This window comes from Pseudoalteromonas sp. M8, assembly GCF_018141365.1.
Lineage (GTDB): Bacteria > Pseudomonadota > Gammaproteobacteria > Enterobacterales > Alteromonadaceae > Pseudoalteromonas.
Map to the genome: position 1 here is coordinate 272,265 of NZ_CP047240.1, position 20,966 is coordinate 293,230.

At 44.3% G+C, this 20,966-nt stretch carries 20 protein-coding genes and 1 riboswitch; of the genes, 11 read left to right on the forward strand and 9 right to left on the reverse strand.

Features of this window, described 5'->3' with window-relative positions:
• Nucleotides 1-2: 2 nt before the first annotated feature.
• The 4 genes from GSF13_RS06365 (at nucleotide 3) to GSF13_RS06380 (ending at nucleotide 4,365) form a co-directional block, all read left to right on the forward strand.
• Nucleotides 3-758: a 3-hydroxybutyrate dehydrogenase gene (locus GSF13_RS06365; protein ID WP_010607747.1), complete on the forward strand. Its 756-nt coding sequence runs from the start codon at nucleotides 3-5 to the stop codon at nucleotides 756-758.
• 8 nt (nucleotides 759-766) lie between these two features.
• Nucleotides 767-1,471 carry a CoA transferase subunit A gene (locus GSF13_RS06370; protein ID WP_211868961.1) on the forward strand — a complete coding sequence of 235 codons (705 nt, stop codon included), beginning with the start codon at nucleotides 767-769 and terminating at the stop codon, nucleotides 1,469-1,471.
• A complete protein-coding gene (locus tag GSF13_RS06375; protein WP_130163340.1) occupies nucleotides 1,471-2,130 on the forward strand; it encodes a 3-oxoacid CoA-transferase subunit B in 660 nt (219 codons plus the stop codon). The genes GSF13_RS06370 and GSF13_RS06375 overlap by 1 nt, the downstream gene beginning before the upstream one ends.
• Before the next feature lie 279 nt (nucleotides 2,131-2,409).
• Nucleotides 2,410-4,365, forward strand: a complete 1,956-nt coding sequence (locus GSF13_RS06380; RefSeq protein ID WP_211867539.1) for an alkaline phosphatase family protein — start codon at nucleotides 2,410-2,412, stop codon at nucleotides 4,363-4,365.
• 168 nt (nucleotides 4,366-4,533) lie between these two features.
• Here GSF13_RS06380 and GSF13_RS06385 read toward each other — a convergent pair whose 3' ends face one another.
• A complete protein-coding gene (locus GSF13_RS06385) occupies nucleotides 4,534-5,181 on the reverse strand; it encodes a DUF2959 domain-containing protein (protein WP_010607751.1) in 648 nt (215 codons plus the stop codon).
• 157 nt (nucleotides 5,182-5,338) lie between these two features.
• Between GSF13_RS06385 and GSF13_RS06390 the strand changes: the two genes are divergently transcribed.
• Genes GSF13_RS06390 through dtd form a run of 3 tightly spaced genes read left to right on the forward strand, consistent with a single transcriptional unit; the run spans nucleotide 5,339 to nucleotide 7,667 of the window.
• A complete protein-coding gene (locus GSF13_RS06390) occupies nucleotides 5,339-6,220 on the forward strand; it encodes a virulence factor BrkB family protein (protein ID WP_102057833.1) in 882 nt (293 codons plus the stop codon).
• A gap of 42 nt (nucleotides 6,221-6,262) precedes the next feature.
• The gene (locus tag GSF13_RS06395; RefSeq protein WP_095729000.1) at nucleotides 6,263-7,207 is read left to right on the forward strand and encodes an alpha/beta fold hydrolase; all 945 of its coding nucleotides are present in this window, start codon (nucleotides 6,263-6,265) and stop codon (nucleotides 7,205-7,207) included.
• Nucleotides 7,208-7,226: 19 nt separating this feature from the next.
• Nucleotides 7,227-7,667: a D-aminoacyl-tRNA deacylase gene (gene dtd, locus GSF13_RS06400; protein WP_211867541.1), complete on the forward strand. Its 441-nt coding sequence runs from the start codon at nucleotides 7,227-7,229 to the stop codon at nucleotides 7,665-7,667.
• Nucleotides 7,668-7,699: 32 nt separating this feature from the next.
• Here the strand turns inward: dtd and GSF13_RS06405 are convergent, their stop codons facing one another.
• Entirely contained in the window at nucleotides 7,700-8,389 is a 690-nt protein-coding gene (locus tag GSF13_RS06405; protein ID WP_010607755.1) for an SAM-dependent methyltransferase, read from the reverse strand.
• Nucleotides 8,390-8,562: 173 nt separating this feature from the next.
• On the opposite strand from GSF13_RS06405, the gene GSF13_RS06410 reads away from it, so the two are divergent.
• Complete coding sequence (locus GSF13_RS06410) at nucleotides 8,563-9,462, forward strand: bifunctional GNAT family N-acetyltransferase/hotdog fold thioesterase (protein ID WP_206471666.1); 900 nt, start codon at nucleotides 8,563-8,565, stop codon at nucleotides 9,460-9,462.
• A gap of 73 nt (nucleotides 9,463-9,535) precedes the next feature.
• Here GSF13_RS06410 and GSF13_RS06415 read toward each other — a convergent pair whose 3' ends face one another.
• The 5 genes from GSF13_RS06415 to dapA all read right to left on the reverse strand — a co-directional run bounded on the left by GSF13_RS06415 (nucleotide 9,536) and on the right by dapA (nucleotide 14,727).
• Nucleotides 9,536-10,558, reverse strand: a complete 1,023-nt coding sequence (locus GSF13_RS06415) for a phospholipase A (RefSeq protein WP_010607757.1) — start codon at nucleotides 10,556-10,558, stop codon at nucleotides 9,536-9,538.
• A 213-nt stretch (nucleotides 10,559-10,771) separates the two neighbouring features.
• Nucleotides 10,772-11,884: a M14 family metallopeptidase gene (locus tag GSF13_RS06420; protein ID WP_174170903.1), complete on the reverse strand. Its 1,113-nt coding sequence runs from the start codon at nucleotides 11,882-11,884 to the stop codon at nucleotides 10,772-10,774.
• Between the two features lie 2 nt (nucleotides 11,885-11,886).
• Complete coding sequence (locus GSF13_RS06425; RefSeq protein WP_211867543.1) at nucleotides 11,887-13,092, reverse strand: PLP-dependent decarboxylase; 1,206 nt, start codon at nucleotides 13,090-13,092, stop codon at nucleotides 11,887-11,889.
• Complete coding sequence (locus GSF13_RS06430) at nucleotides 13,092-13,832, reverse strand: 2,3,4,5-tetrahydropyridine-2,6-dicarboxylate N-succinyltransferase (protein ID WP_206471668.1); 741 nt, start codon at nucleotides 13,830-13,832, stop codon at nucleotides 13,092-13,094. The genes GSF13_RS06425 and GSF13_RS06430 overlap by 1 nt, the downstream gene beginning before the upstream one ends.
• Nucleotides 13,833-13,842: 10 nt before the next feature.
• A complete protein-coding gene (gene dapA / locus GSF13_RS06435) occupies nucleotides 13,843-14,727 on the reverse strand; it encodes a 4-hydroxy-tetrahydrodipicolinate synthase (protein WP_206471669.1) in 885 nt (294 codons plus the stop codon).
• 115 nt (nucleotides 14,728-14,842) lie between these two features.
• Nucleotides 14,843-15,021: riboswitch (Lysine riboswitch) on the reverse strand.
• A 142-nt stretch (nucleotides 15,022-15,163) separates the two neighbouring features.
• Here dapA and GSF13_RS06440 point away from each other — a divergent pair.
• Nucleotides 15,164-16,891 carry a response regulator gene (locus GSF13_RS06440; RefSeq protein ID WP_211867545.1) on the forward strand — a complete coding sequence of 576 codons (1,728 nt, stop codon included), beginning with the start codon at nucleotides 15,164-15,166 and terminating at the stop codon, nucleotides 16,889-16,891.
• Here GSF13_RS06440 and GSF13_RS06445 read toward each other — a convergent pair.
• On the reverse strand, nucleotides 16,877-17,494 hold the full coding sequence (locus GSF13_RS06445) for a hypothetical protein (protein ID WP_010607762.1): 618 nt from the start codon (nucleotides 17,492-17,494) through the stop codon (nucleotides 16,877-16,879). The two genes, GSF13_RS06440 and GSF13_RS06445, sit on opposite strands and share 15 nt — an antisense overlap.
• 159 nt (nucleotides 17,495-17,653) lie before the next feature.
• Nucleotides 17,654-18,529, reverse strand: a complete 876-nt coding sequence (locus tag GSF13_RS06450) for a TraB/GumN family protein (RefSeq protein WP_010607763.1) — start codon at nucleotides 18,527-18,529, stop codon at nucleotides 17,654-17,656.
• A gap of 528 nt (nucleotides 18,530-19,057) precedes the next feature.
• On the opposite strand from GSF13_RS06450, the gene ilvG reads away from it, so the two are divergent.
• Nucleotides 19,058-20,719, forward strand: a complete 1,662-nt coding sequence (gene ilvG / locus GSF13_RS06455; RefSeq protein WP_211867547.1) for an acetolactate synthase 2 catalytic subunit — start codon at nucleotides 19,058-19,060, stop codon at nucleotides 20,717-20,719.
• A complete protein-coding gene (ilvM, locus tag GSF13_RS06460; protein WP_010376329.1) occupies nucleotides 20,716-20,958 on the forward strand; it encodes an acetolactate synthase 2 small subunit in 243 nt (80 codons plus the stop codon). The genes ilvG and ilvM overlap by 4 nt, the downstream gene beginning before the upstream one ends.
• Nucleotides 20,959-20,966 lie beyond the last annotated feature (8 nt).

Here is a 20,966-nt window from a genome sequence, read left to right on the forward strand (position 1 = left end):
CGATGAAGACGGCGTTGATCACAGGGGCTGCAAGTGGCATTGGTCGCTATATCGCGATGGCCCTGAGCAAACAAGGTTACAGCCTATTACTGGTAGACTTGAACTTAGCGCAAGCACAGACGGTGGCCGAGTCTATCGTCAGTGACGGAGGAAATGCTCAAGCGTTTGCGCTCAATATAGCTAATAAGCAAGACATCGCTGACTTTATCCGTCAGCACGATAACATTGATGTGCTTATCAATAATGCAGGCGTGCAACATGTTGAAGCACTAGAGCATTATCCAGAAGATAAATGGCAATTGCTGCAAGACGTGATGCTAACAGGCCCCGCCATGTTGTGTAAGGCGGTATTGCCGCATATGCGCAGAGGAGGCTTTGGCCGCATCGTCAATATTGGTTCTATCCACGCCTTAGTTGCTTCTAAATATAAGTCTGCTTATGTCGCTGCAAAACATGGGTTAATGGGATTTGGCAAAGTATTGGCGCTGGAAACCGCGGACTGCGATATCACCGTGAACACTATTTGCCCCGCTTATGTAAAAACCCCATTGGTAGAACAGCAAATTACCGCGCAAGCGAAACAGCATGGGATCAGCGAAGATGAAGTGATAAACAATATTATGTTGGCGCCAATGCCGAAAAAGGCCTTTATAGGGTTGGATGAGATTGCTCATGCTGTCAATTTTTTACTCGCAAATGAGTCACGCAACATTACTGGCCAAGCCATTGTGCTGGACGGCGGCTGGACAGTGCAATAGGAGGAATGATGGCTGGATTTGATAAGGTAGTCGTAAGCTACGAAGAAGCAATGGCAGGACTGTGTGATGGCATGACCGTGATTGCCGGGGGCTTCGGTTTGTGCGGGATCCCTGAAGGTTTGATAAGCCAAATACGCCACATGGGCACAAAGGACTTAACCGTGGTTTCTAATAACTGCGGAGTAGACGGGTTTGGTTTAGGGGTTTTGCTTGAAGATAAGCAGATCCGCAAAATGGTGGCTTCCTACGTGGGAGAAAACGCCTTGTTTGAGCAGCAGTTATTGAGCGGTGGATTGGAAGTTGAATTAACCCCGCAAGGGACACTTGCAGAAAAAATGCGCGCAGGTGGAGCAGGGATCCCCGCTTTTTATACCGCGACAGGCGTTGGTACACCCGTCGCTGAGGGCAAAGAGGTAAAAATGTTTGGTGATAGAGAATATATTTTAGAGCCGAGTATTAGGGGAGACTTTGCCATTGTAAAAGCGTGGAAAGCAGACCGTTTTGGCAACTGTATTTATCGCCACACCGCCATGAACTTTAATCCAATGGCTGCAACAGCTGGAAAAATTACCGTCGTTGAAGTGGAAGAAATTGTAGAGCCCGGCGAAATCGAACCGAGCCAAATTCATACCCCCGGAATTTATATCGACAGAGTGATTCTAGGACAGTTCGAAAAACGCATCGAAAAACGTACTGTGAAGGAGCAAGCATAGTGGCATTAACCAGAGAGCAAATGGCCATGCGAGTGGCACAGGAATTAAGAGATGGGTTTTATGTCAACCTTGGCATTGGGATCCCCACGCTGGTGGCCAATTATGTGCCACAGGGCATGGATGTGATGCTGCAATCGGAAAACGGCTTATTAGGCATGGGCGCTTATCCGACCGAGCAGGAGGTGGATGCGGATATGATCAACGCGGGTAAGGAAACCGTTACGGCCCGTACAGGAGCTGCCATTTTTAGTTCGGCAGAAAGCTTTGCAATGATCCGTGGCGGTCATGTGGACCTGACGGTGCTTGGCGCTTTTGAAGTAGATCAGCACGGTAATCTTGCCAGCTGGATGATCCCAGGTAAGCTTATCAAGGGCATGGGTGGCGCGATGGATCTTGTCGCTGGGGCTAAAAATATAATTTGCACCATGACGCATGCGAATAAACAGGGCGAGTCCAAGCTGCTACAGCACTGCAGTTTACCGCTCACCGGCGTAAACTGTATCAATAAGATAGTAACCGATCTTGCGCTGCTTGAAGTCAAAGGTGGCGCGTTTCATTTACTTGAGCGAGCTCCAGGTGTTAGCGTCGCGGAAATACAAGCCAAAACCGCAGGCATATTGATCTGCCCTGATGACGTACCAGAGATGGTATTTAGCTAGGATTGCACTAAAGCTGAGTTACCACGCTATGCACGCAGCTGGCTGTAACGCTAGCTGCGCTACATTTGTTATTCTACGCTGCTGTCACAAGGTGGCTTGTAACCAAAATTTCTTCTCCGTTATCTAAAAATCCTATTTTTCCTTAATTATCCTTCCCCATGCTATAGCTTCTCATCGTAGTCATAAAATTGTAAAAAATAGTAAACACTTACCTGTAAAGCCTACCATATAAACCTTAAATTGGTACAATTGTTTATTACAATTTGCAAAGGACATTCAATGCAAGCTTCTTTTAGCGCACCAAAGGTGGGGCGGTGGTACCTTTTTATTACTGAGAGTTGGAAGATACTTTTATTATGGCTGAGTGGGGTATTTCTACTTATGTCATTTAGAGTTTTCTATCTCTTTAACTTTAAAGAAAAAGTATCGTATGATCTTACGATTGGCCAACTGCTTGATGCCTTAGCCACCGGTTTTAAATTTGACTCCTCTGCTGCTGGAGTTTGTCTCGCTATTCCTTTTTTGCTGAATTGTTTCCTACAACCTTTGCGATTAGATAATTGGGTTAGACGAGTACGCAATATGATAGGGCTAATTTATCTGAGTGTTTTTGTATTATTAGGAATCTGCGGGATAACTTATATCAGCGAGTATGGAACTCAATACAATTATTTTATGCTGGAAGGGTTATATGATGATCAGCAGGCTATACTGAGCACGGCCATTCAGCAGTATAAACCTTGGGGTAGTTTGTTGAGCATAGGTGTACTGCTAACTTGCGTGGTCGCATGGACTCGTTTTGTGGATAAGAGAAACTATCGCTTACTAATAAATATTTGTCCGAAGAGCAGAATCAAACAAGCAGTTATTTCGATATTGGTGTTTGTTATGTTCGTTTGCGCCGCTAGAGGTTCATTTGACTCCCGTCCTGCATCGAGAAAGTGGTCAGCTGTTACCACTGATCCATTTGTAAACAATTTAGTTATTAACCCATTTCGCAGTTTCTTCTACGCGATACAAGACTACGGTGAATTAAATCAGCTCACTACGTCAAGTACTAACCCTTATTTAGCCGATAAGCATGAGGTTGATGCTGCGCTGCTAAGTAATGAGACTCGTAGTATGGGGCCCTTAATTCAAAAACCTTCTCGCATTTTTTACATTGTGATGGAAAGCTTTGATTCTTGGCCTCTGCAGGATAAATATAGGGATTTGGCGCTAACAGAAAATTTTCATCGACTAAAAGCAAAGGGTATTTACGTTGAACAAGCATTGCCTGCTGCATCAAGCACAATGAACTCATTATCCAGTCTAGTTACAGGGATTCCATTTAGTGGTATTAACATGAGCCGTCTCACGAGTAAGGCTCATACTTACTCGCTAATCCATTTGATGGAGGGGCAAGGCTATACATCACAATTTTTTTATGGTGGCTTATTGTCTTGGCAAACAGTAGGTGATTTTATGAGTAGGCATGGCGTCGATCATATTTATTCGGCGGCAAATGCAGGAGGTAAGGGCAGTGCCGGTGTATGGGGGGTTGATGATGGGCAGCTATTTGATCTCGTTAGTCAGTCAGTGCCAGAAAATAGCTTTAACTTGATTATGACTACTAGCTATCATGGTCCATTTAATTTGGATTTATCAGCTAGTGATTATCCTTGGAAAAATGGTGACTACCCTGCTCAGTTTCAGCGGATGGGTGATGAGGTGTTATCTGCTAACACTCTTGGACACTTATGGTATTCCGATCAAATGATGGGACAGTTTGTAGATAATATGCAACGCAAATATCCTGACGCGCTATTTATCATTACGGGAGATCACTACAGCCGCCGCTATTTTCATGCTAAGCCTAACTTGTACGAACTTACTCACGTACCTATCCTTTTATTAGGTCAAGGGATTTCACCTAAATTAAGCAATCGAACAATTGCTTCACATATGGATATTACAGCTACAATTATGGACTTGATAGCGAGGCCCAACACATCATTTTCTAGTTTTGGCCATTCACTTGTTGGTTCTGAAGCACCAGAAAATGTTTTTGGATATAAAACAATTCGAGATACGGAGCGAGTTTGGAAACAAGGTGATGGTGAGCAGTTTTATAGCTATCAGGTTAACCTAAAACTGGGTGCTCAAAATGTTGAGCAGCAAGTACCAATCCTTGAATATCAAACTTATATGGCTGCTGCATGGCAATTACTAATGGGGAGTCCTACTCCTCATTAAATTACGACACGGGTCAATATTGACTGTTTAATTCGAAGGCCATACTAGTCTCCTGATTAGTATGGCCTTTAATCGTATTCGCATAAGTGCAAGTCAATATAGCGGTGAGACATGCCCTTTTGGATTACGCTATTTAGTCTTATTTTTAACCCGTAATGACTAAGATACTCACGCGCTACGTGCGTTCATCTCAGCAATAAACTTGTTCGAATCTTCAATAGAGCGGTTCATATCTGCGATTAGGGCGCTAATATCACGCTTTAACCCCGTAAACTCACCTTTAATAGCGCTTACCGCTTGTGCATTTAGGTTGTGCTTAAGGTACAGCACATTATCTTGTAGTGAGTCGAGCACGGGCTGCATTTTGGCTTCACTGCTGCGCATTGAGCGAAGTAAGCGTTCAAATTGGCGCTGTGTTTGACTTAATTGCTTAGCACTCTCGCGTTTTAGGTTTGCACTCGAATATTGCTCAAGTTCATCTTGCCACTCGTCAAATAGTGCGTTTGCCACGTCTTCCACTTTGTCTATGTTGCTACTTACTTCAGCTGCGGCGGCAAGGGATGATTGGTAGTCATCGTTAAGCAGGTTATAGGCTTCTTGTAATTCACCACCATTAAAATTAATTAAGGTGGTGAGTCTTTCTAATGCCGATTGAAACTCTTTTTGTGATTCCTCTTGGGACTCCTTTGTTTCTTCGACACGATCAACCAATATCTCGCGTTTATGCACACCAAACTTTTCCATGGTGGCGTAATAGGCACTTTGGCAGCCAGTAACGAGTAAAAGTAACACTGCGCTTAAGGTGAGTTTCTTCATTTGCACTCCCGGGCTCTAGAAGGTCAATAATCAGTAAGTGGCCATGTGACCGTCGTTATATATTACTATTTAGCGCTATAAATTATGGCGGGGATTGTTATGATGTGTAAAGTGATCCATGAATATTAACTTGATTATGATGCAAAGAATAACCGAAATGAAGGTCGTAGCACTGCGATTCTTACATTCTCAGCCTAGCTGGTGGCGCCGCTATAGTAAGCGGTGTATTGAGGACCAGATCACGGTCAACGCGGGCTATTTAGCGTATGTCACACTGTTATCGTTGGTCCCCTTAGTTGCGGTGGGTGTAGCAATTTTTTCGGCGTTTCCTGGATTTGAAGATACGCGTTTTGCAATTGAAAACTTTGTGTTCAATAACTTTGTGCCAACATCGACGGACACCATTAAAGAGCACATCAGTGCGTTTACTGGCAACGCGAATAAGATGACAGCTGTGGGGGTGAGTTTTTTGGCCGTCGTGGCTTTATTACTTATTCGTAATGTTGACACCACGCTCAACCGAATTTGGCGAGTGAAGCAAAAACGTCCATTGATGATTTCGTTTGCGATTTATTGGATGGTGCTCACGCTTGGCCCTGTGCTATTGGGCGCGAGTATTGGTATGACATCTTATATCGTTTCTTTAGTGACATTTGCCGATCAAGGGATCCCTGGGTTTAGTGGTGCACTAATTAAGATGTTGCCCTATTTAATTTCTATGGTTGGCTTCATCATGCTCTATACTTTAGTACCAAATACCAGTGTGTCATTTCGAGCCGCGGTTCCGGGTGCTTTGTTTGCAGCTTTGTTATTCGAGCTAACGAAAAAAGGCTTTGCATTATACATTAGCCATTTTCCCTCATACGAAGTCATCTATGGGGCACTCGCAACAGTACCTATTCTTTTTGTTTGGGTATATTTATCTTGGATAGTGGTGTTGTTAGGTGCTGAGTTTACCGTGTGCTTAACCCAAGATATGGAAGCTGCAGGACTAGATGCAAGCTCGGAGTTTGACCCACCAGACGCGCAGGGACTTTAGCTTTTACCGATAACGGTTAGCTTAAGCCCCCAAGGGGGAGTTATGAGCTTATTGTATCAACATGGCGATGCATTGCGTCGCTTTCATCTCGCGGTAGGTGAAGGACATCAATTGGGCATAGAGGAATATGGCTGCAGTGATGGCACACCACTTATCATGCTGCATGGTGGCCCAGGTCAGGGCCATTCTCGTAATGTGCTCGGTTATTTCAATCCACAAAAATACCGCATCATCCTGTTTAGTCAGCGAGGCTGTGGCAACTCAACGCCTGCTGACTTTGGTAATATAAATACCGCGAACCTGCTGAAAGATATTCACTCCATTCGTGCGCATTTAGGGCTGCAAAAGGTTGTACTCGCCGGGGAGTCTTTCGGTGCCATGCTGGCACTGCTTTATGCTGAGCAACATCGTGAAGATGTCTTGGGGATGGTGTTGTGGTCGAGTTTTTTGGGCAATGAGGCGGACCTTCATTGGCTTTATGGCAGCCAAGGCGCCCCCGCGCAAATTTATCCAGAGCAGTACCTTGCCTTTGCACAAGGTGCACAAACTGTGGAATCCTTGCTAGACCATTATCATTCGGCACTCTTTGGCGAGGATGAATTACTCAAAAGAAAAGCGGCGCAGCGCTGGTGTGAGTGGGATAATCTGATCACAACGGATAGCGATACGCAAGGTATTAGGCTCTGCAAAGCAGACAAGCAGCTCAGTAAAGCACAGCATATGGTGCATTTTTTTAGTCACCAGTGCTTTATCAAAACACAGCAAATTACGGCGGATGCACATCAGCTCAATCACTTACCTATCTGGTTTATTCACAGTCGGCATGATTTAATGTGTCGATACGCACCGGTTCATCAGTTAGCACAAAGTATTAAGGCGCAGTTGCTGATTTTGAATGGGGTTGGGCATTGTTGTGCTAACCCCGTTTATGCAGAAGCAATAAGGCGGGCGGCTGATCTATTACTGTGCAAAATTCAGCATCATTAGCAGTCACAAGAGGTAGGTAGTGCAAGGACTAATTCAAAGGGTCAGCGAAGCAAAGGTAGAAGTAGAAGGTAAGATTGTAGGTCAAATCGATCAGGGGATATTGTTACTATTAGGCGTTGAAAAGCCGGATACAAAGCAAACGGCGGATAAGTTACTGCACAAGGTAAGTAACTACCGTATTTTTACTGACGACAAGGGAAAAATGAATTTAAGTTTAAAAGACATTGAAGGTGAACTATTGGTTGTATCGCAATTCACCTTGGCGGCAGACACTAAAAAAGGCATGAGGCCAAGCTTTTCGAGCGCAGGGACACCTGAGCAAGCGAATACACTCTACGAATACTTTGTGGCTCAAGCTAAGGCTGCAGGGTTGAAAGTCGCGACGGGACAATTTGCTGCGGATATGAAGGTGAGTTTACTGAATGACGGCCCTGTGACTTTTAATTTTAGTGTTGAATAGTGATTTGACGAAAAAACTAGGGTCAGCCAGTGTTAGCGTTTAACCTCGATAATTATGTTGGCGTAGTCCGGCACTTTTTCGATAAAGGGCTTTTTACCAAAGTTGGTAATTAATAAGTGTTGAAGTTGCTTGAGCTGCGACTCATGCTCAGTTAAAAAGTTGATATACAGTCGGCCCCCATCATTAATCGCAGCTCTGAGTAGGCGATAAAACTGGTGCTGAAACAAGAAGATGGGGGGCTCAAGTTCGCTAAATAAATCGAGCACTATCCAATCGTAGCGTTTGCCTTGTTGCAACGCTTTAAATACATCAACACAATTAACATCGCACAAAGGGTCGCCGCCAAAGTAGCGTTTGTAACAATGGATCACATCTGGGTTGTTATCTATGGTGGTAATATGACAATTTGGATAAGTGGCATTGAGGTAATCACGGATTGCACCTGCGCCAAGACCCAGCTCCAGTACGCTGGTCGGCGGGGCGACTTGCTGCCAGCGACTCGCGAATGTTTTTAAATGAGGAAATAACAAGTGCTCCGGGTGGTTTAACTCCACAACGGATTGTAATGTGTTGTTTATCAGAAGCCATCTCAACGATTTCTCTTGCCGCACTTGGATGCTATTTCTGCCTTGTTTATGCCAATATAGCAAGTGTCCTAGTTGGTGGCTCCGGTCCACAAAATCGTTGCTGATAGTGCCTGAATGCGTAATAAATTCTCCCATGATAACATCATCATAGACGAGGATTTTGTGAATGCCAGCTTGTCCACCAGTTTTTACACTAAAGGATAAGTGTTTTGGCGCATTTTATTCCCTACACTGAGCTTATCTTGTAGGGTGTATCCGTACTAGATTCAAAGTCATTTAACAGGCTAATAACAAAACAGGAGTCAGTGATGTTTGAGGTAACTTCACCACAAAGCAGCGAAGATTGGCAAGCCTATTACCAGTTACGCTGGCAGGTGTTAAGAGCGCCATGGGATCAACCTCGTGGCAGCGAACAGGATGATTTAGAGCAAGAAGCTGAACATCGCTACATAAAAAATAATGATGGTGAAGTGCTAGGCGTAGCTAGGCTCCATTTTAACAATCATAAGCAAGCACAAGTACGCTATATGGCCGTTGCAGAAGGGCATCGAGGTCATCACTTAGGTAGCCGTTTGCTACACGAGCTTGAGGTTATTGCTTGGACGCAAAAAGCAGAAGAGCTGGTTTTGTATGCTCGCGAGCGCGCGTTATCATTTTACGAACGCCATGGTTATGAAGTGGTTGAAAAAGCACATTTAGCCTATGGCGATGTGCAGCACTGGAAGATGGTAAAACAACGTCCTACGGAGCCAGGCTGGTTTAGGCAGCCAGATTGGACCCATGTATTACAAAATACTTGGCGCGAGTCTATTCCAATCAGTGATGCGATGGGGATTAAAGTAGAAAGTTATACAGACTGGCAGTTTTCCACTAAGGCTGATTTAAAAGCGAACCTCAATTTACACAACTCGATGTTTGCAGGTTCTATATATAGCATGGCGACGCTAACGGGCTGGGGGGCGACTTATTTAGCACTTAAAGAGCTTGGGTTAGAGGGAGATATTGTGTTGGCTGACGCCAATATTAAATATCTAAAACCTTTAACCACGGCACCAGCGGCAACGGTTACCATTGCGGACTGTGAAGGTGAATTGCAAGCGCTAGAGACGGCTGGCAAAGCAAAATATGTGGTGCCAGTGAATGTCTATGATGGTGACATGCTAGTTGCTAAATTTGAGGGGCAGTTTGTGGTAATTAAACCGCAATAAGTAGAGAATTATTCTCAGCTTTCCAAACGAAAAAGCTCTGAGTGTTCAGAGCTTTTTTTGTATTCGAATGTGCTTAAAGAATATCTGTGAGCAGCACGCCAATACCGAGCCTTTGGGTATGTGTGTTATAGTCTATTAAGCTTTCGCCGTAGCCATTAAAGTATTGTGCGTAGCCGCGCAGCCTTCCCCAAATCGGGAATGACCAGTCTAATTGAATTGCACCGCGATTATCACTGTTTAAGTTATTGCGCCACATAAAGCCAAACTCATGCTCTTCGTGGCGATATACCCCACTAAACTCGAAGTGACCTAAGTACTCATCGATATTTGGATTGTCGTCTCCGCGTGGATCCAAGGCATCTTCTTTGTCGTCTTCGGGTAAGCGATACCAAGGTTTAAAGCTGAATACAAAGCCTCGGTTTTCCCAGATAAAATTCGCATAGATACGATTCCAAGAGCGGGAGTTTGGTTGACTGCGACCGTTAGATTGATGGGAAATCCCAAGTACAAAGGCCATCTCATCGCCCCACAGCACGTTTTCATCATCTAAAAAGTTAATCCAAAAGATTTCTGGTTCATAGTTGGTTTCACGAAATGGCGAAGACACATCTTTGTTATACAGCTGCCAATACGATTGCAGCGTAAAAGCAAAATAGATTGCCTGATCTTTATCCGAAAAGTTTTTATAAATAGGCGCTTTTAATGAGATTTGGTATTTGGCTTCAAAGTTGTCGATTGGCTCGCCGTCTTCATCGTCAATGGCTTTTAGACCGTCGAATGGTCTGCTGTTGACGTTGGTCATATAAGAAACTGGCAAAATATAGTTACGCTTATGTGGTGTTAATACATTACGGTTCTTTTCCGTTACACGTTCGCGCGCCATGCGTTTATCTAATTGGCTTAAGGTTTTATCTGCATCAGCCTCGGCACATTCGGTACGGACCTGCTCTATGGTTTTATCTTTTTCTCCAGTTAATACCGCGTTTAGCACGCACTGTTTGACTAAATCGATTTCATCTTCCTGTTGGGCTTCTTGAGCGTAAAGTGGCAAGGTAAGCAAGGCCAAAGCCGGTATTGATAAGTGTGTAAGTTTCATCCTGTGTGCGCCGAGAGTAAGTACAATTGATTACATTATTAACCAATGATAATGAAAGGGAAATGAATCTCGAAGGTCAAAAATGTCAGAAAGAAAAATACGTACGAATAAGAAAAAGGTGGCGGCTATCGCCGCCATACCTTAGTAAGCGTTAAGCTAAACAAGCAGAGCTTATTTGCTTTGACTTACTCTCACGCAATAAAAGTACTCAAGTTAAAGCGTTTCAACCTGAGTAAAAAACTTATAAAGCTCAGTACCTTGATTCACACTAGCAGAGGCAAAGTGCAAAATGGCGATGGCATCTTCGTCTAACTTGATCTCATTTAAGGGCGTTTCTGATAAATAGCGCTCCATTCTGAGAATTTTGGCGATGGTTTGACCCGCCTTGATATGCTCTCCAAGCTTTGCCGTATATTCCACCATACCACCCATTGGGGCATAAAAGGCGCGATAATTTTCTAGTCGACAGACGTAACGGGTGATGTCTTGCGGCATAAAGTGTGCATCTTGAAAGGCCTGTTTATAGTTCAGGTAGCTCAAAATGCTATTAGCGTCATTCAATGCTTCCGCTAAATCAATTTTTTCTTGAGAGCCAAGCTCAACCGTAAACGCTTCGGTTAATACTGGGATCTCTCGGCCTATAGCCTGATAGGCTTGCTGCAAGTTCCACCATGGACAAAAACTGGCTTCATCCATTGCTCCATCAAAGTCACTTGGAATAAGTAACACATGTGGAATATCAAAATATCGAGCGCTGTTTTTTGCATACTCAGGACAATACAGGTGTTTTGCTGAAATTGGTCCCGTGTGTAGGTCTAAAACAATGTCAGCCTCATGAGCTAGACGCTGTAAATTCAAGGCGATGCGCTTACCTGTCGTCAACCTATCTAAGGGCCCATCAAGTAGTGTTTGGGTGCGCTCAACTAATCGTTGGCGAAATTGCTGAGCGATTTCTGTTATTGATAGCGTCGGGTTTTGCTCCACAAACTCGGCAACCAACCCGGAATGGTTGATGTACATTCGATTCCAATTCGTGCCTGTAATTGGATCAAAACGTCCTAAGGTAAACTCACCAGATTTCTGATTACAACCAATCGGGTTTGCGTAAGGCACTAAGGTGATGTCCGCTTTTAATGACAATTGCTTCAACTGTTCCAGCAGTTGATAAATCACTGCATTACCTTGCACTTCAGCGCCATGCATATTTGCTTGGATATACACCTTTGGCCCACTGCCATTGCCTTTGATGCGATAGACTGGAATAGTCAAAGGCAAGCCGTTGGCAATTTCACCAACCTGAATATGTTGTTGTGTAATGGTATTCATGTTTACCTCAAATAACTTGAAGCGGGCTCTGCTTCACGGACACAGCTGATTTCTCCAGCTGAGATGATGTACTCAGCTGGGAGCTCATGACATAAAAAGAACGGCATACTTTCGGTGTAGCCGTAAGCGCCACACTGACTGAAAACAAGCCAATCGCCATCGGCACTGTCGCTTGGTAAGGCTAGGGTGCCTAATTTATCCAATGCTGTGCAAAGTGGACCATGAATATGAAAGTCTATGGTCTCAGCTTGAGACTGGCGTAACAATTCAGCGGGGAAAGCTTGCCCGGTAACCGCTGGACGCAGCAGGTGATTGACACCGCCTGCGACAATCAGTTGTTGTGCACCGTAGTTTTGCTTTTGTTCCACCACAGGGTTGAGATAAAAACCACATTCGCCAACCGCATAGCGGCCTAACTCCATCCATAATTCTTGCACTTGCGTGGCGGATTTTATCAATGCGAGCGTGTCTAATAATTTCTGCCAATCGAGAGAAGGGCTTTGCCTATCATAGGGAATGCCAAGGCCGCCACCTAAGTCGAGTACCTTTAGAGTAATCCCTAAATCAGCAGCGAGCTGAACTAAAGGTGCAACCATAGCCTGCCAAAGTTCAGAGAGTGTATCGCTGCAGAGCATATTGCCCCACTGGAAAATATGCAGTCCGACAAAGTCTAGGTAGGTGTAGTCACTTAAAGTTAGGGCTTGCCACTGCTCTGCGCCAAGACCAAAAGGAGTCAGCGTATTGCCACCAAGTGGATTGTGCTCTGCTTTATCAAAGCGTAACTGCACCCGCAGTAAAACTTCAAATTGAAGCTCAAACTCTTCGGCCACTTGATTTAACCAGCGTACTTGATTGTGACTTTCAGCCACGAAAATACGTACGCCTTGTGTGGCAAAATGACGGATCTGCTTTAGCGATTTGGCAGGACCTGTGTTGAGCACGCGTTCAGGTGCGATCCCTTGAGATAACACCTGATCAAGCTCGCCGCTAGATGCCACATCAAAGTTAAACCCAGCGTTATCTAGGGTTTTAATGATATGTGATAACGGATTCGCTTTTACGGCATACCAAAGCTTAACGATTTGCTGATCAACTAAGGGCTTAACATGTGCACTTAGCTTATCTAAATCGTAGCAAAAGAATGGCGTATCTTGTTGCTGGATCAATGCCTCAGCTGCGGTTCGCTGTGACGTGCTCAACCAAGTCATTAGCGTAGAACCTCTTCCAGCGCCAGTGATGCATCACTTTGTTCATCACGGTATTTTACGATAAGTGCGCATGACATACTTAGTCCTTGCTCGCGCGCCCACTCACTTGAGGCTGGACGAGAGCCTGGGATCACTATCGCGTTTTCAGGGATGGCTTCACCTTTGTCAAGCAAGCGCTCGTTCACGCAGTCATAGACAGGAATACTTGCTGAAAGGCGCACACCCGGTGCTAATACGGCACCGCGTTTAACAACAACCCCTTCAACCAATACACAGCCTGCACCAATAAAGGCATCGTCCTCAACAACAACAGGGCTTGCTCCAACTGGTTCTAATACACCACCCACTTGCACCGCTGCGCTAAGGTGGACATTTTTACCAATTTGCGCGCAAGAACCAACCAACGCATGACTATCTACCATAGTACCTGAATCAATATAGGCACCAATGTTGACATAAGCCGGTGGCATAATGATTGTGCCCGCTGCGACGTAAGCGCCACGTCTTACACTGCTTCCGCCAGGAACCATACGAACGCCATCTTGGGCAGCAAATCCGCGTGGTGCTAAGTTGTCTTTATCAACAAATCCACCTGGGAATTCTGTATTTACGCCATTTCTAAATGCCTCAAGGATCCCGTGTTTTACTTCTACGTTAGCATGCCAATGGCCTTGCTCATCCTGTGTTGCCGCACGTACTGTGCCATTTTCTAAATCGTTTAGTAGGGTTAACCAGCTCATGTTTACTGCCTTAATTCCAAGATAAAATAGTTTCGTTCGCGCGAGTGATCGCATCGGTATGGGTGAGTTCCAAATGTGTCAGTGGCGGGCGCAAGTTTGGACTTGTGAGCTTCCCTTGCAAGTGCATTAACACTTTGACTGGTATGGGATTTGCCACTGCAAATAAGCTATTTGCAGCTTCTGACCAAGTGGTAAATAAATTAGGAGAGGTGCCGCTTAACGAGCGCCTTACAAATTCTGCGGTTTGCTGTGGCCATGCGTTTGCTGCAACAGACACCAGACCCGTTGCACCTGCTTGTGCAAAGTAGGGCATAAGGCCATCGTCGCCGCTATAGATGGCGACATCAGGCGCTGCCTGACGAAATGCTTCAAAGGTGGCAATATCACCACTGGCTTCTTTTAGTGCCCACAGATTAGGGTGGCAAGCTAGTTCGCCGAGTAGGTCAGGGGCGATAGCAACGGCACTGCGACCGGGTACATTGTAGAGCATGCAAGGGTTATGGCTCTCATCGAGTAGCGTACTAAACCAATGCGCCAGACCAACTTTGCCGGGCTTTGCGTAGATTGGTGAGCCAAGTAAGAGCGCATGAATGGGCTGCGAATTACAAAAGCGCACCCATTGTGTTTGCTGCTCAAGATTACTGCCGCCAACGGCAACCATGAGCGGTACGCTTGGGGCGAGCTGGCAAACAAACTCAACGATTTGTTGCTGTTCTTGTTGGGTAAGCGCAAGGCCTTCGCCGGTACTGCCTAGTAAAAGAATACCGTTACGAGCTTGCTCTTGATCGCGTACCAGCGTCGTTAATGCGTTAAAATCAACCTGATTTTCAGCATCAAAAGGCGTTACTAAGGCCGTCCACAATGGATAGTCAGATAAGTTGAATTGTGATTTCATCTCTACCGAACTTAAATCATGTTCGGAGTTAGGAGGGTGTCCAAACTTCGAACTGTTAAAATTCGAAGAGCAATGGACTTAAAAAGGATAAGGCAGCCAATGGCCTTATTTTTCTAAGACCAGAAGCTCTCCACCAAGTATGTTGGTGACAGTCGCTGGGATTCAGCCCAGTCGCCCGAAATGAGTATTAGCAAACAATAACTCAATTTCTCGGCGTATATTCCCCTCACTAAGCTGCAACGGAGTTTGCTCTCCTTCACTTAGTTACCTGAATAACGCACCTCTTCCAGCCCTCAATTTGACGCCGTGGCATCAAACTATCTAAATAGGGTGAACGCGCATTGAAACATTTTGGCCGTCTAGGTGTCAAGCATCGGACTGTAAATAATGCGATTGTTAACTACACTTAACATTGCAGCTGAGACAATGCTATGAGATGAAAAACAAAAATATGTCGCTAATAAGTAAAGTTAAAAATCGTTATATCGGGGCATTACTTGCTATGGCTATATTGTTGTCGATGGCGATGGGGGTTATGCAATATCTACTGTATCAGCAGAGCTTAGATGCACACGTAATTAATATTGCGGGTATGCAGCGGATGTTGTCCCAACGTATCGCGCTATATAGTGCGCAAGACAATCAACGAGATAGTGAAGCGCTACGTCAAGCCATTGATAAGTTTGAAAGTAATCATGAGTTTTTAACTAAAACAGAAAGTAGTGGAGAGGCTATTTATCTGAATGAGACGCTTGCAGCGCTTTACTACCAAGGGCCGGTGCAGTTGGATTTGCAAAGTACTACTTTTGTCACTTTATCAAGGTCTCGGTTACAGCAATCCACTCCTCAATTAATGGAGCAAATCTTTACTGCGTCTCAGCATATACTCCCAAACCTGAATGATGCCGTTTCACTATTCGAGCAGCATGCGCGAAGTAAAACAGAGATGGTGAGGAAAATAGAATTGTTAATCTGGCTACTTGGACTGTTGCTACTGTTTATAGAAGCGAAACTTGTATTTCGCCCAATGGCGCGAGAAATTGCTGAAGCACTCGATAAATTAGAGGCGGCAAGAAAGCTTGCTGACGATGCATTACACTCAAAATCACGATTTTTAGCACGCGTTAGTCACGAGCTAAGAACACCATTGCAGGCCATTCAGGGGTATTTAGATGAATATCTGAGGAGCAAAGACACGCAGCAATTACAGCATGTGAAAAGCGCAGCAAATCAATTGGATGTATTACTTTATTCTGTTCAAGACTTTAATAACCTTTCCGAGCAAGAAGTGGTTATTGAGCATCATCAAGTCGCATTGCGAGAAGTAATAAAATCAGCCTGTATTGCCTTTCAACTTACCGCACACAAAAAATCTCTCGCTTTTAATTTGGCATTGAGTAATGAGTTAGATGTGGCTTGTTATTGTGATTGTAAGCGTGTTGGTTGGTTGATCAGTGAATTGGTTAATAATGCAATTAAATTTACTGAGCGTGGCAGCATTCAAGTATTTGCGGATTTGGTTGTAGATGAAGATACACCATATTTAGAATTTATCGTTGAAGATACTGGGCCTGGGTTCGACTATCAGCAGTTACGAGAAGCTGTGCATAGCGAGCATTTTCAAGGCACGCAGTTAGGGCTGAAGCGTTGCCAATTACTCACCTCAGCGCTTGGAGGACGATTAGATTTTAGTGCAAGGGAGCCAATCGGTACAAGAGCAATCCTGAGAGTCCCTATTGAAATTGACAATCAACAGGTACCGGCTCATACAATGGAGCAGGTGTCGGCTCGCATTTTACTGGTGGAAGATAATTTACTAAATGCACGCGTGATTGAAAAAATGCTTCAGCCCATAGCAAAATTGGTAGCGCATGTCGAACATGGTGAAGGTGCCCTTGAAGTATATGAGGTGGGTAAGTTTGATATCGTGCTAATGGATTTGAATATGCCTGTGATGGATGGCTTTGAAGCCACTGAGCGTTTGAGAAAGCTAGATCCAGCTGTGCCTATTTTGGTCGTGACCGCAAATACCAATGCGGAGGATCTGGATAAGGTCTACGCACTTGGCGCAACGGCTCATTTGTATAAGCCGTTGCAACCGGATGTGCTGCATAGCAAAGTGGCGCTATTACTGAATAAGTGTGGAGACTTAGTCTCGTCTTAAACGAATATTTCCAACTCCGACTTCTGCATCGATGGAATACTGGCCTTGACCACGATAGTCTGTTGTCGAGCCAACCATACTCTTTTCGGAAGTTTCTACGTTGCCAAAACCTGACATTGCCGTTTTACCAACACCTGAATCTAAAGACACTTTTTTGAAATCGGTGGTGGTAGTCTCAATTTTAATTTTTCCTACGCCTACCTCTAAATCAGCAGAGTTATTAAGATCTTGAATATCAATTTTGCCAACACCAACCTCAACATCTAAAGCCAAATTAACAGGCACCTTAACTTGCCAAGATAGTTCATAATCATCCGAATTGATCTCAAGTGATAATTTATCCCCTGATGTGTTGCTGTTTAGGGTGGCCTCACTCACATCTGGCTTACCAAACCAACTGTCTGACTCTTTCGGTTCAACCAAAATTTCGACCTCTATGGTGTCGCCGTTGTAAGTTTGTAGGTCGATTTTACCTACGGCAATATCCACTTCTAACTCGGCTAGGCTATTGCTTGGGAATGATGCTGTAATGGTTTTTGAATCTTCTGCTTGTGCAGTCATTGCCGCTGCACTTAATGCTAAAACTAACGCTACCTTTTTCATTATTTTTTACCTTCAACGAGAGTGTTTGAAAGGTAAGTCGCACATAAAAATGAAAAGGTTTAAAAAGATTTTTATTTTTTTAGGGCGTGTTAATGGAAGTATCTGTTTAACACGCCTACAAAGTAAACTGCTTACCTCTTGGCAAGGTAGCGCTGAGTGTTATAGTCGGGTGACTGAATAACCATTGTTTTTAAGCTGCTCAACAAGGCCATATTTTTCAACAAGATGTAATGCACCAACGGCAATAAACGTTGATTCATTGGGGAGCTGCTTTTTAAGCATTTTCACCCAGTTATTATTGCGTTCAATGATCATCAATTGCTCGGCTAATTTGCCATATTTATCATCCGAAAAACTTACCTGATAGTAATGGGATAACTTCTCTAAATCGCCGCTTCGCCATGCAGAAACTAAATCCAAGAAGTAGGTATTCAAATCTGACATCTGTGCAAATGTTTCCTTGAGCATAGCGTCACTATGAATACTCAGCTGACTGAACATTTCAAGCTGATATTCTAAGGTTTCAAATTCACCAATTGGGATCTTCTTTTCGTTTGCGTAGGCAATTACTTGTTTATCGATGCCATTGGTATCGGTAAATCCAAGCTTTTGATATTCCAGTTGTAGCATAGTTATCATCACGGCCCATGGCGCATAGCGTTCAAATAAGGCGATATCTATCTGCTTTTTGGAAAAGTAGTCTTGTAGCTTCTGATAGACTTCTGCAGAGAGCTGATCTTTTAGTGTTTGGTTGTTTTTTAACAGCATAAATGGCATGGAGCGCTGTTGGATCGCAAATGGAGAAAGCGCCTCTAAGTTCACTTCAACCATGACTCTATCACTACTCGCAATGGCGCTTTTTACCTTGGCTGGTAAACCATGCATTTGTTCGTCACCGACGTGGACGGTACCAAATAAGTACGACGTTTTGTTGTCCTTTTCTACTTTCCACAGGCCAACTTCTGCGTTGGCGAGATTACTGAAAAGGCTTAAGCAAAGATAAATAAATAACAATGGTGAAAATACTTTAACCATAGTAATGATCCCTGTTGGTTTTAAAAAGTCAGTCTGCGATATCGAAATGTGAATGTCACTAAAAAATGAAGTACGCTTGGGCGGTAGAAAAAATTTCATATGGGCAAATCGGGAAAGTAAATTTTTCGTTATATCGAAACTGAACCAATAGAAAATTCGCATTTTAAAATGTGTGGTTGTTTTAATTCTTTAGTTTGTGGTTTTTTGGTTTTTTTATGCGTTAAACTCGGATTTTTAATTTTAAATAGCATAGTTTTTTGTGTTGACTTCAGTGTGCAAGGCGCGGTATTAATAGAAAAAGAGGCAGCACAGTGCTTACACTGAATGATTGCCAAGTTTAAATTTACGGAATTCAAGCAATGTTACTAACAGCAACTCTACTAGTCGTGATTATCAACGTGGTGATTATTATTACCGCGGGGGCTAGTTAGTGCTGTAAGAAAAGTATCAGCATAAACGCCCCCCGCACCAAAAGGTTCGGGGGGCGTTTTCGTTTTAGGGCATAAAAAAGGCAACTGAGAGCAGATCATGAGCAATTCAACAACCGGCGCACAACTTGTTATCAAGGTGCTAGAAGAGCAAGGCGTTAAACACGTATTTGGTTATCCTGGTGGTGCCATCATGCCCATTTATGACGCTTTGTATGGCGCGCCAGTTAAGCACTACTTGACTCGCCATGAGCAAGGTGCTGGTTTTGCTGCTGTTGGGTATGCTCGCAGTACAGGTAAGCTTGGGGTTTGTTTTGCCACATCTGGACCTGGCGCTACAAATCTTATCACCGCACTTGCTGATGCCATGATGGATTCAGTTCCGCTACTGGCTATCACTGGGCAAGTGCCGACCGCTGCTATCGGTTCGGATGCCTTTCAAGAGGTGGATGTACTGGGCATGTCTTTGTCATGTACTAAGCACAGCTACATGGTTGAGCGAGCGGAAGACTTGGCTGAGATATTACAAGAAGCCATGTACTTAGCGCAGTCTGGTCGGCCCGGTCCGGTGTTGGTCGACATTCCTAAAGATATCCAGCTAGCTAAAGTGCCTTTTCATCCTTTTGCTGCGCCACAAGACGAACAGCCCAGAGTTTCGCAAACTGAAGTAGCAAAAGCCAATCAATTATTATGTGATGCTAAACGGCCGGTTGCTTACATTGGTGGCGGTGTACAAAGTGCCGATGCGCAGTCGCAGCTGATGCAATTTTTAGAAAAGACCCATATGCCGGCAGTATCGACGCTAAAGGCTTTGGGCAGCGTAACGCCGGACTATGATTATGACTTAGGAATGCTAGGTATGCACGGTACTCAGGCGGCGAATCTGGCGGTTCAGCAATGCGACTTATTGGTATGTATCGGGGCACGGTTTGATGACCGTGTAACGGGGAATTTGGCAAAGTTTGCTGCAGGGGCAAAGGTGATCCATTTAGATATCGACCCTGCAGAAGTGGGTAAACGTAAACCCGCGGCTGCTTCGCTTATTGCAGATTTAAAACAGTCATTGCCGCAACTTGAATGTGTGGTTACTAATAGCGAATGGCTAGAGACCATCGAAGCACTGCAACGTCAACATGCATGGCGTTATGACTATCCTGGCGAAAAAGTATTTGCACCGTATTTGTTAAATCAACTTAGTCAAAAGCTACCCAATACAGCGGTAGTGTGCTGCGATGTAGGCCAACATCAAATGTGGGTAGCGCAGCACATGAAATTCAGTCATCCAAGCAATCACTTAAGTAGTGGCGGTGCAGGCACGATGGGATTTGGCTTACCAGCTGCAATTGGTGCACAGATAGCACGTCCAGATAACACGGTGATCACGGTATCTGGCGACGGCTCCATCATGATGAATATTCAAGAGTTAGCAACCATCCGCCGTAATAACCTGCCAGTTAAAATATTGATATTAGACAATCAAAGGCTGGGTATGGTGAGACAGTGGCAGCAACTCTTTTTTGACGGTCGTTACAGTGAAACCGACCTGTCAGACAATCCAGATTTTGTCTCTTTGGCTGCCGTGTTCGGTATTCCTGGGCAGACAATTACTCATGCAAACCAAGTAGATGACGCCGTTGACGCCATAGTGAATGCGCAAGGGCCCTATATTTTACATGCTTGTATCGACGATAAAGAAAACGTATGGCCGCTTGTTCCACCTGGTGCTGCCAATGATGAAATGATGACGGAGAGCCTTTCATGAAACACCATTTAACCGTTGCAGTAAAACAACAGAGCATCGCAGTGGAGCGCTTTTTACGCGTAGCCAGACATCGCGGATTTCGCTTAACGAATTTGGAATTACAAGGTCAAGATGACTTATTCCACGTCAAAATGACGGTAGATAGTGACAAACCTATCTATTTATTAACCTCACAACTGAGTAAGCTAGTAGAAGTGCAAGCGGTTGACTTGCATACACTACAGAAACAGGCAATTTAGAAGAATTA

What these genes read in the sequence shown, in the direction of transcription:
- GSF13_RS06425 (WP_211867543.1), bottom strand. Translation starts at nt 13,092, where the DNA reads ATGACTTGGTTGAGCACGTCACAGCGAACCGCAGCTGAGGCATTGATC.
- GSF13_RS06390 (WP_102057833.1), top strand. Translation starts at nt 5,339, where the DNA reads ATGAAGGTCGTAGCACTGCGATTCTTACATTCTCAGCCTAGCTGGTGG.
- ilvG (WP_211867547.1), top strand. Translation starts at nt 19,058, where the DNA reads ATGAGCAATTCAACAACCGGCGCACAACTTGTTATCAAGGTGCTAGAA.
- GSF13_RS06380 (WP_211867539.1), top strand. Translation starts at nt 2,410, where the DNA reads ATGCAAGCTTCTTTTAGCGCACCAAAGGTGGGGCGGTGGTACCTTTTT.
- GSF13_RS06450 (WP_010607763.1), bottom strand. Translation starts at nt 18,529, where the DNA reads ATGGTTAAAGTATTTTCACCATTGTTATTTATTTATCTTTGCTTAAGC.
- GSF13_RS06385 (WP_010607751.1), bottom strand. Translation starts at nt 5,181, where the DNA reads ATGAAGAAACTCACCTTAAGCGCAGTGTTACTTTTACTCGTTACTGGC.
- GSF13_RS06430 (WP_206471668.1), bottom strand. Translation starts at nt 13,832, where the DNA reads ATGAGCTGGTTAACCCTACTAAACGATTTAGAAAATGGCACAGTACGT.
- GSF13_RS06410 (WP_206471666.1), top strand. Translation starts at nt 8,563, where the DNA reads ATGTTTGAGGTAACTTCACCACAAAGCAGCGAAGATTGGCAAGCCTAT.
- GSF13_RS06440 (WP_211867545.1), top strand. Translation starts at nt 15,164, where the DNA reads ATGAAAAACAAAAATATGTCGCTAATAAGTAAAGTTAAAAATCGTTAT.
- dapA (WP_206471669.1), bottom strand. Translation starts at nt 14,727, where the DNA reads ATGAAATCACAATTCAACTTATCTGACTATCCATTGTGGACGGCCTTA.
- GSF13_RS06405 (WP_010607755.1), bottom strand. Translation starts at nt 8,389, where the DNA reads ATGGGAGAATTTATTACGCATTCAGGCACTATCAGCAACGATTTTGTG.
- GSF13_RS06415 (WP_010607757.1), bottom strand. Translation starts at nt 10,558, where the DNA reads ATGAAACTTACACACTTATCAATACCGGCTTTGGCCTTGCTTACCTTG.
- GSF13_RS06420 (WP_174170903.1), bottom strand. Translation starts at nt 11,884, where the DNA reads ATGAATACCATTACACAACAACATATTCAGGTTGGTGAAATTGCCAAC.
- GSF13_RS06395 (WP_095729000.1), top strand. Translation starts at nt 6,263, where the DNA reads ATGAGCTTATTGTATCAACATGGCGATGCATTGCGTCGCTTTCATCTC.
- GSF13_RS06445 (WP_010607762.1), bottom strand. Translation starts at nt 17,494, where the DNA reads ATGAAAAAGGTAGCGTTAGTTTTAGCATTAAGTGCAGCGGCAATGACT.
- GSF13_RS06370 (WP_211868961.1), top strand. Translation starts at nt 767, where the DNA reads ATGGCTGGATTTGATAAGGTAGTCGTAAGCTACGAAGAAGCAATGGCA.
- ilvM (WP_010376329.1), top strand. Translation starts at nt 20,716, where the DNA reads ATGAAACACCATTTAACCGTTGCAGTAAAACAACAGAGCATCGCAGTG.
- GSF13_RS06365 (WP_010607747.1), top strand. Translation starts at nt 3, where the DNA reads ATGAAGACGGCGTTGATCACAGGGGCTGCAAGTGGCATTGGTCGCTAT.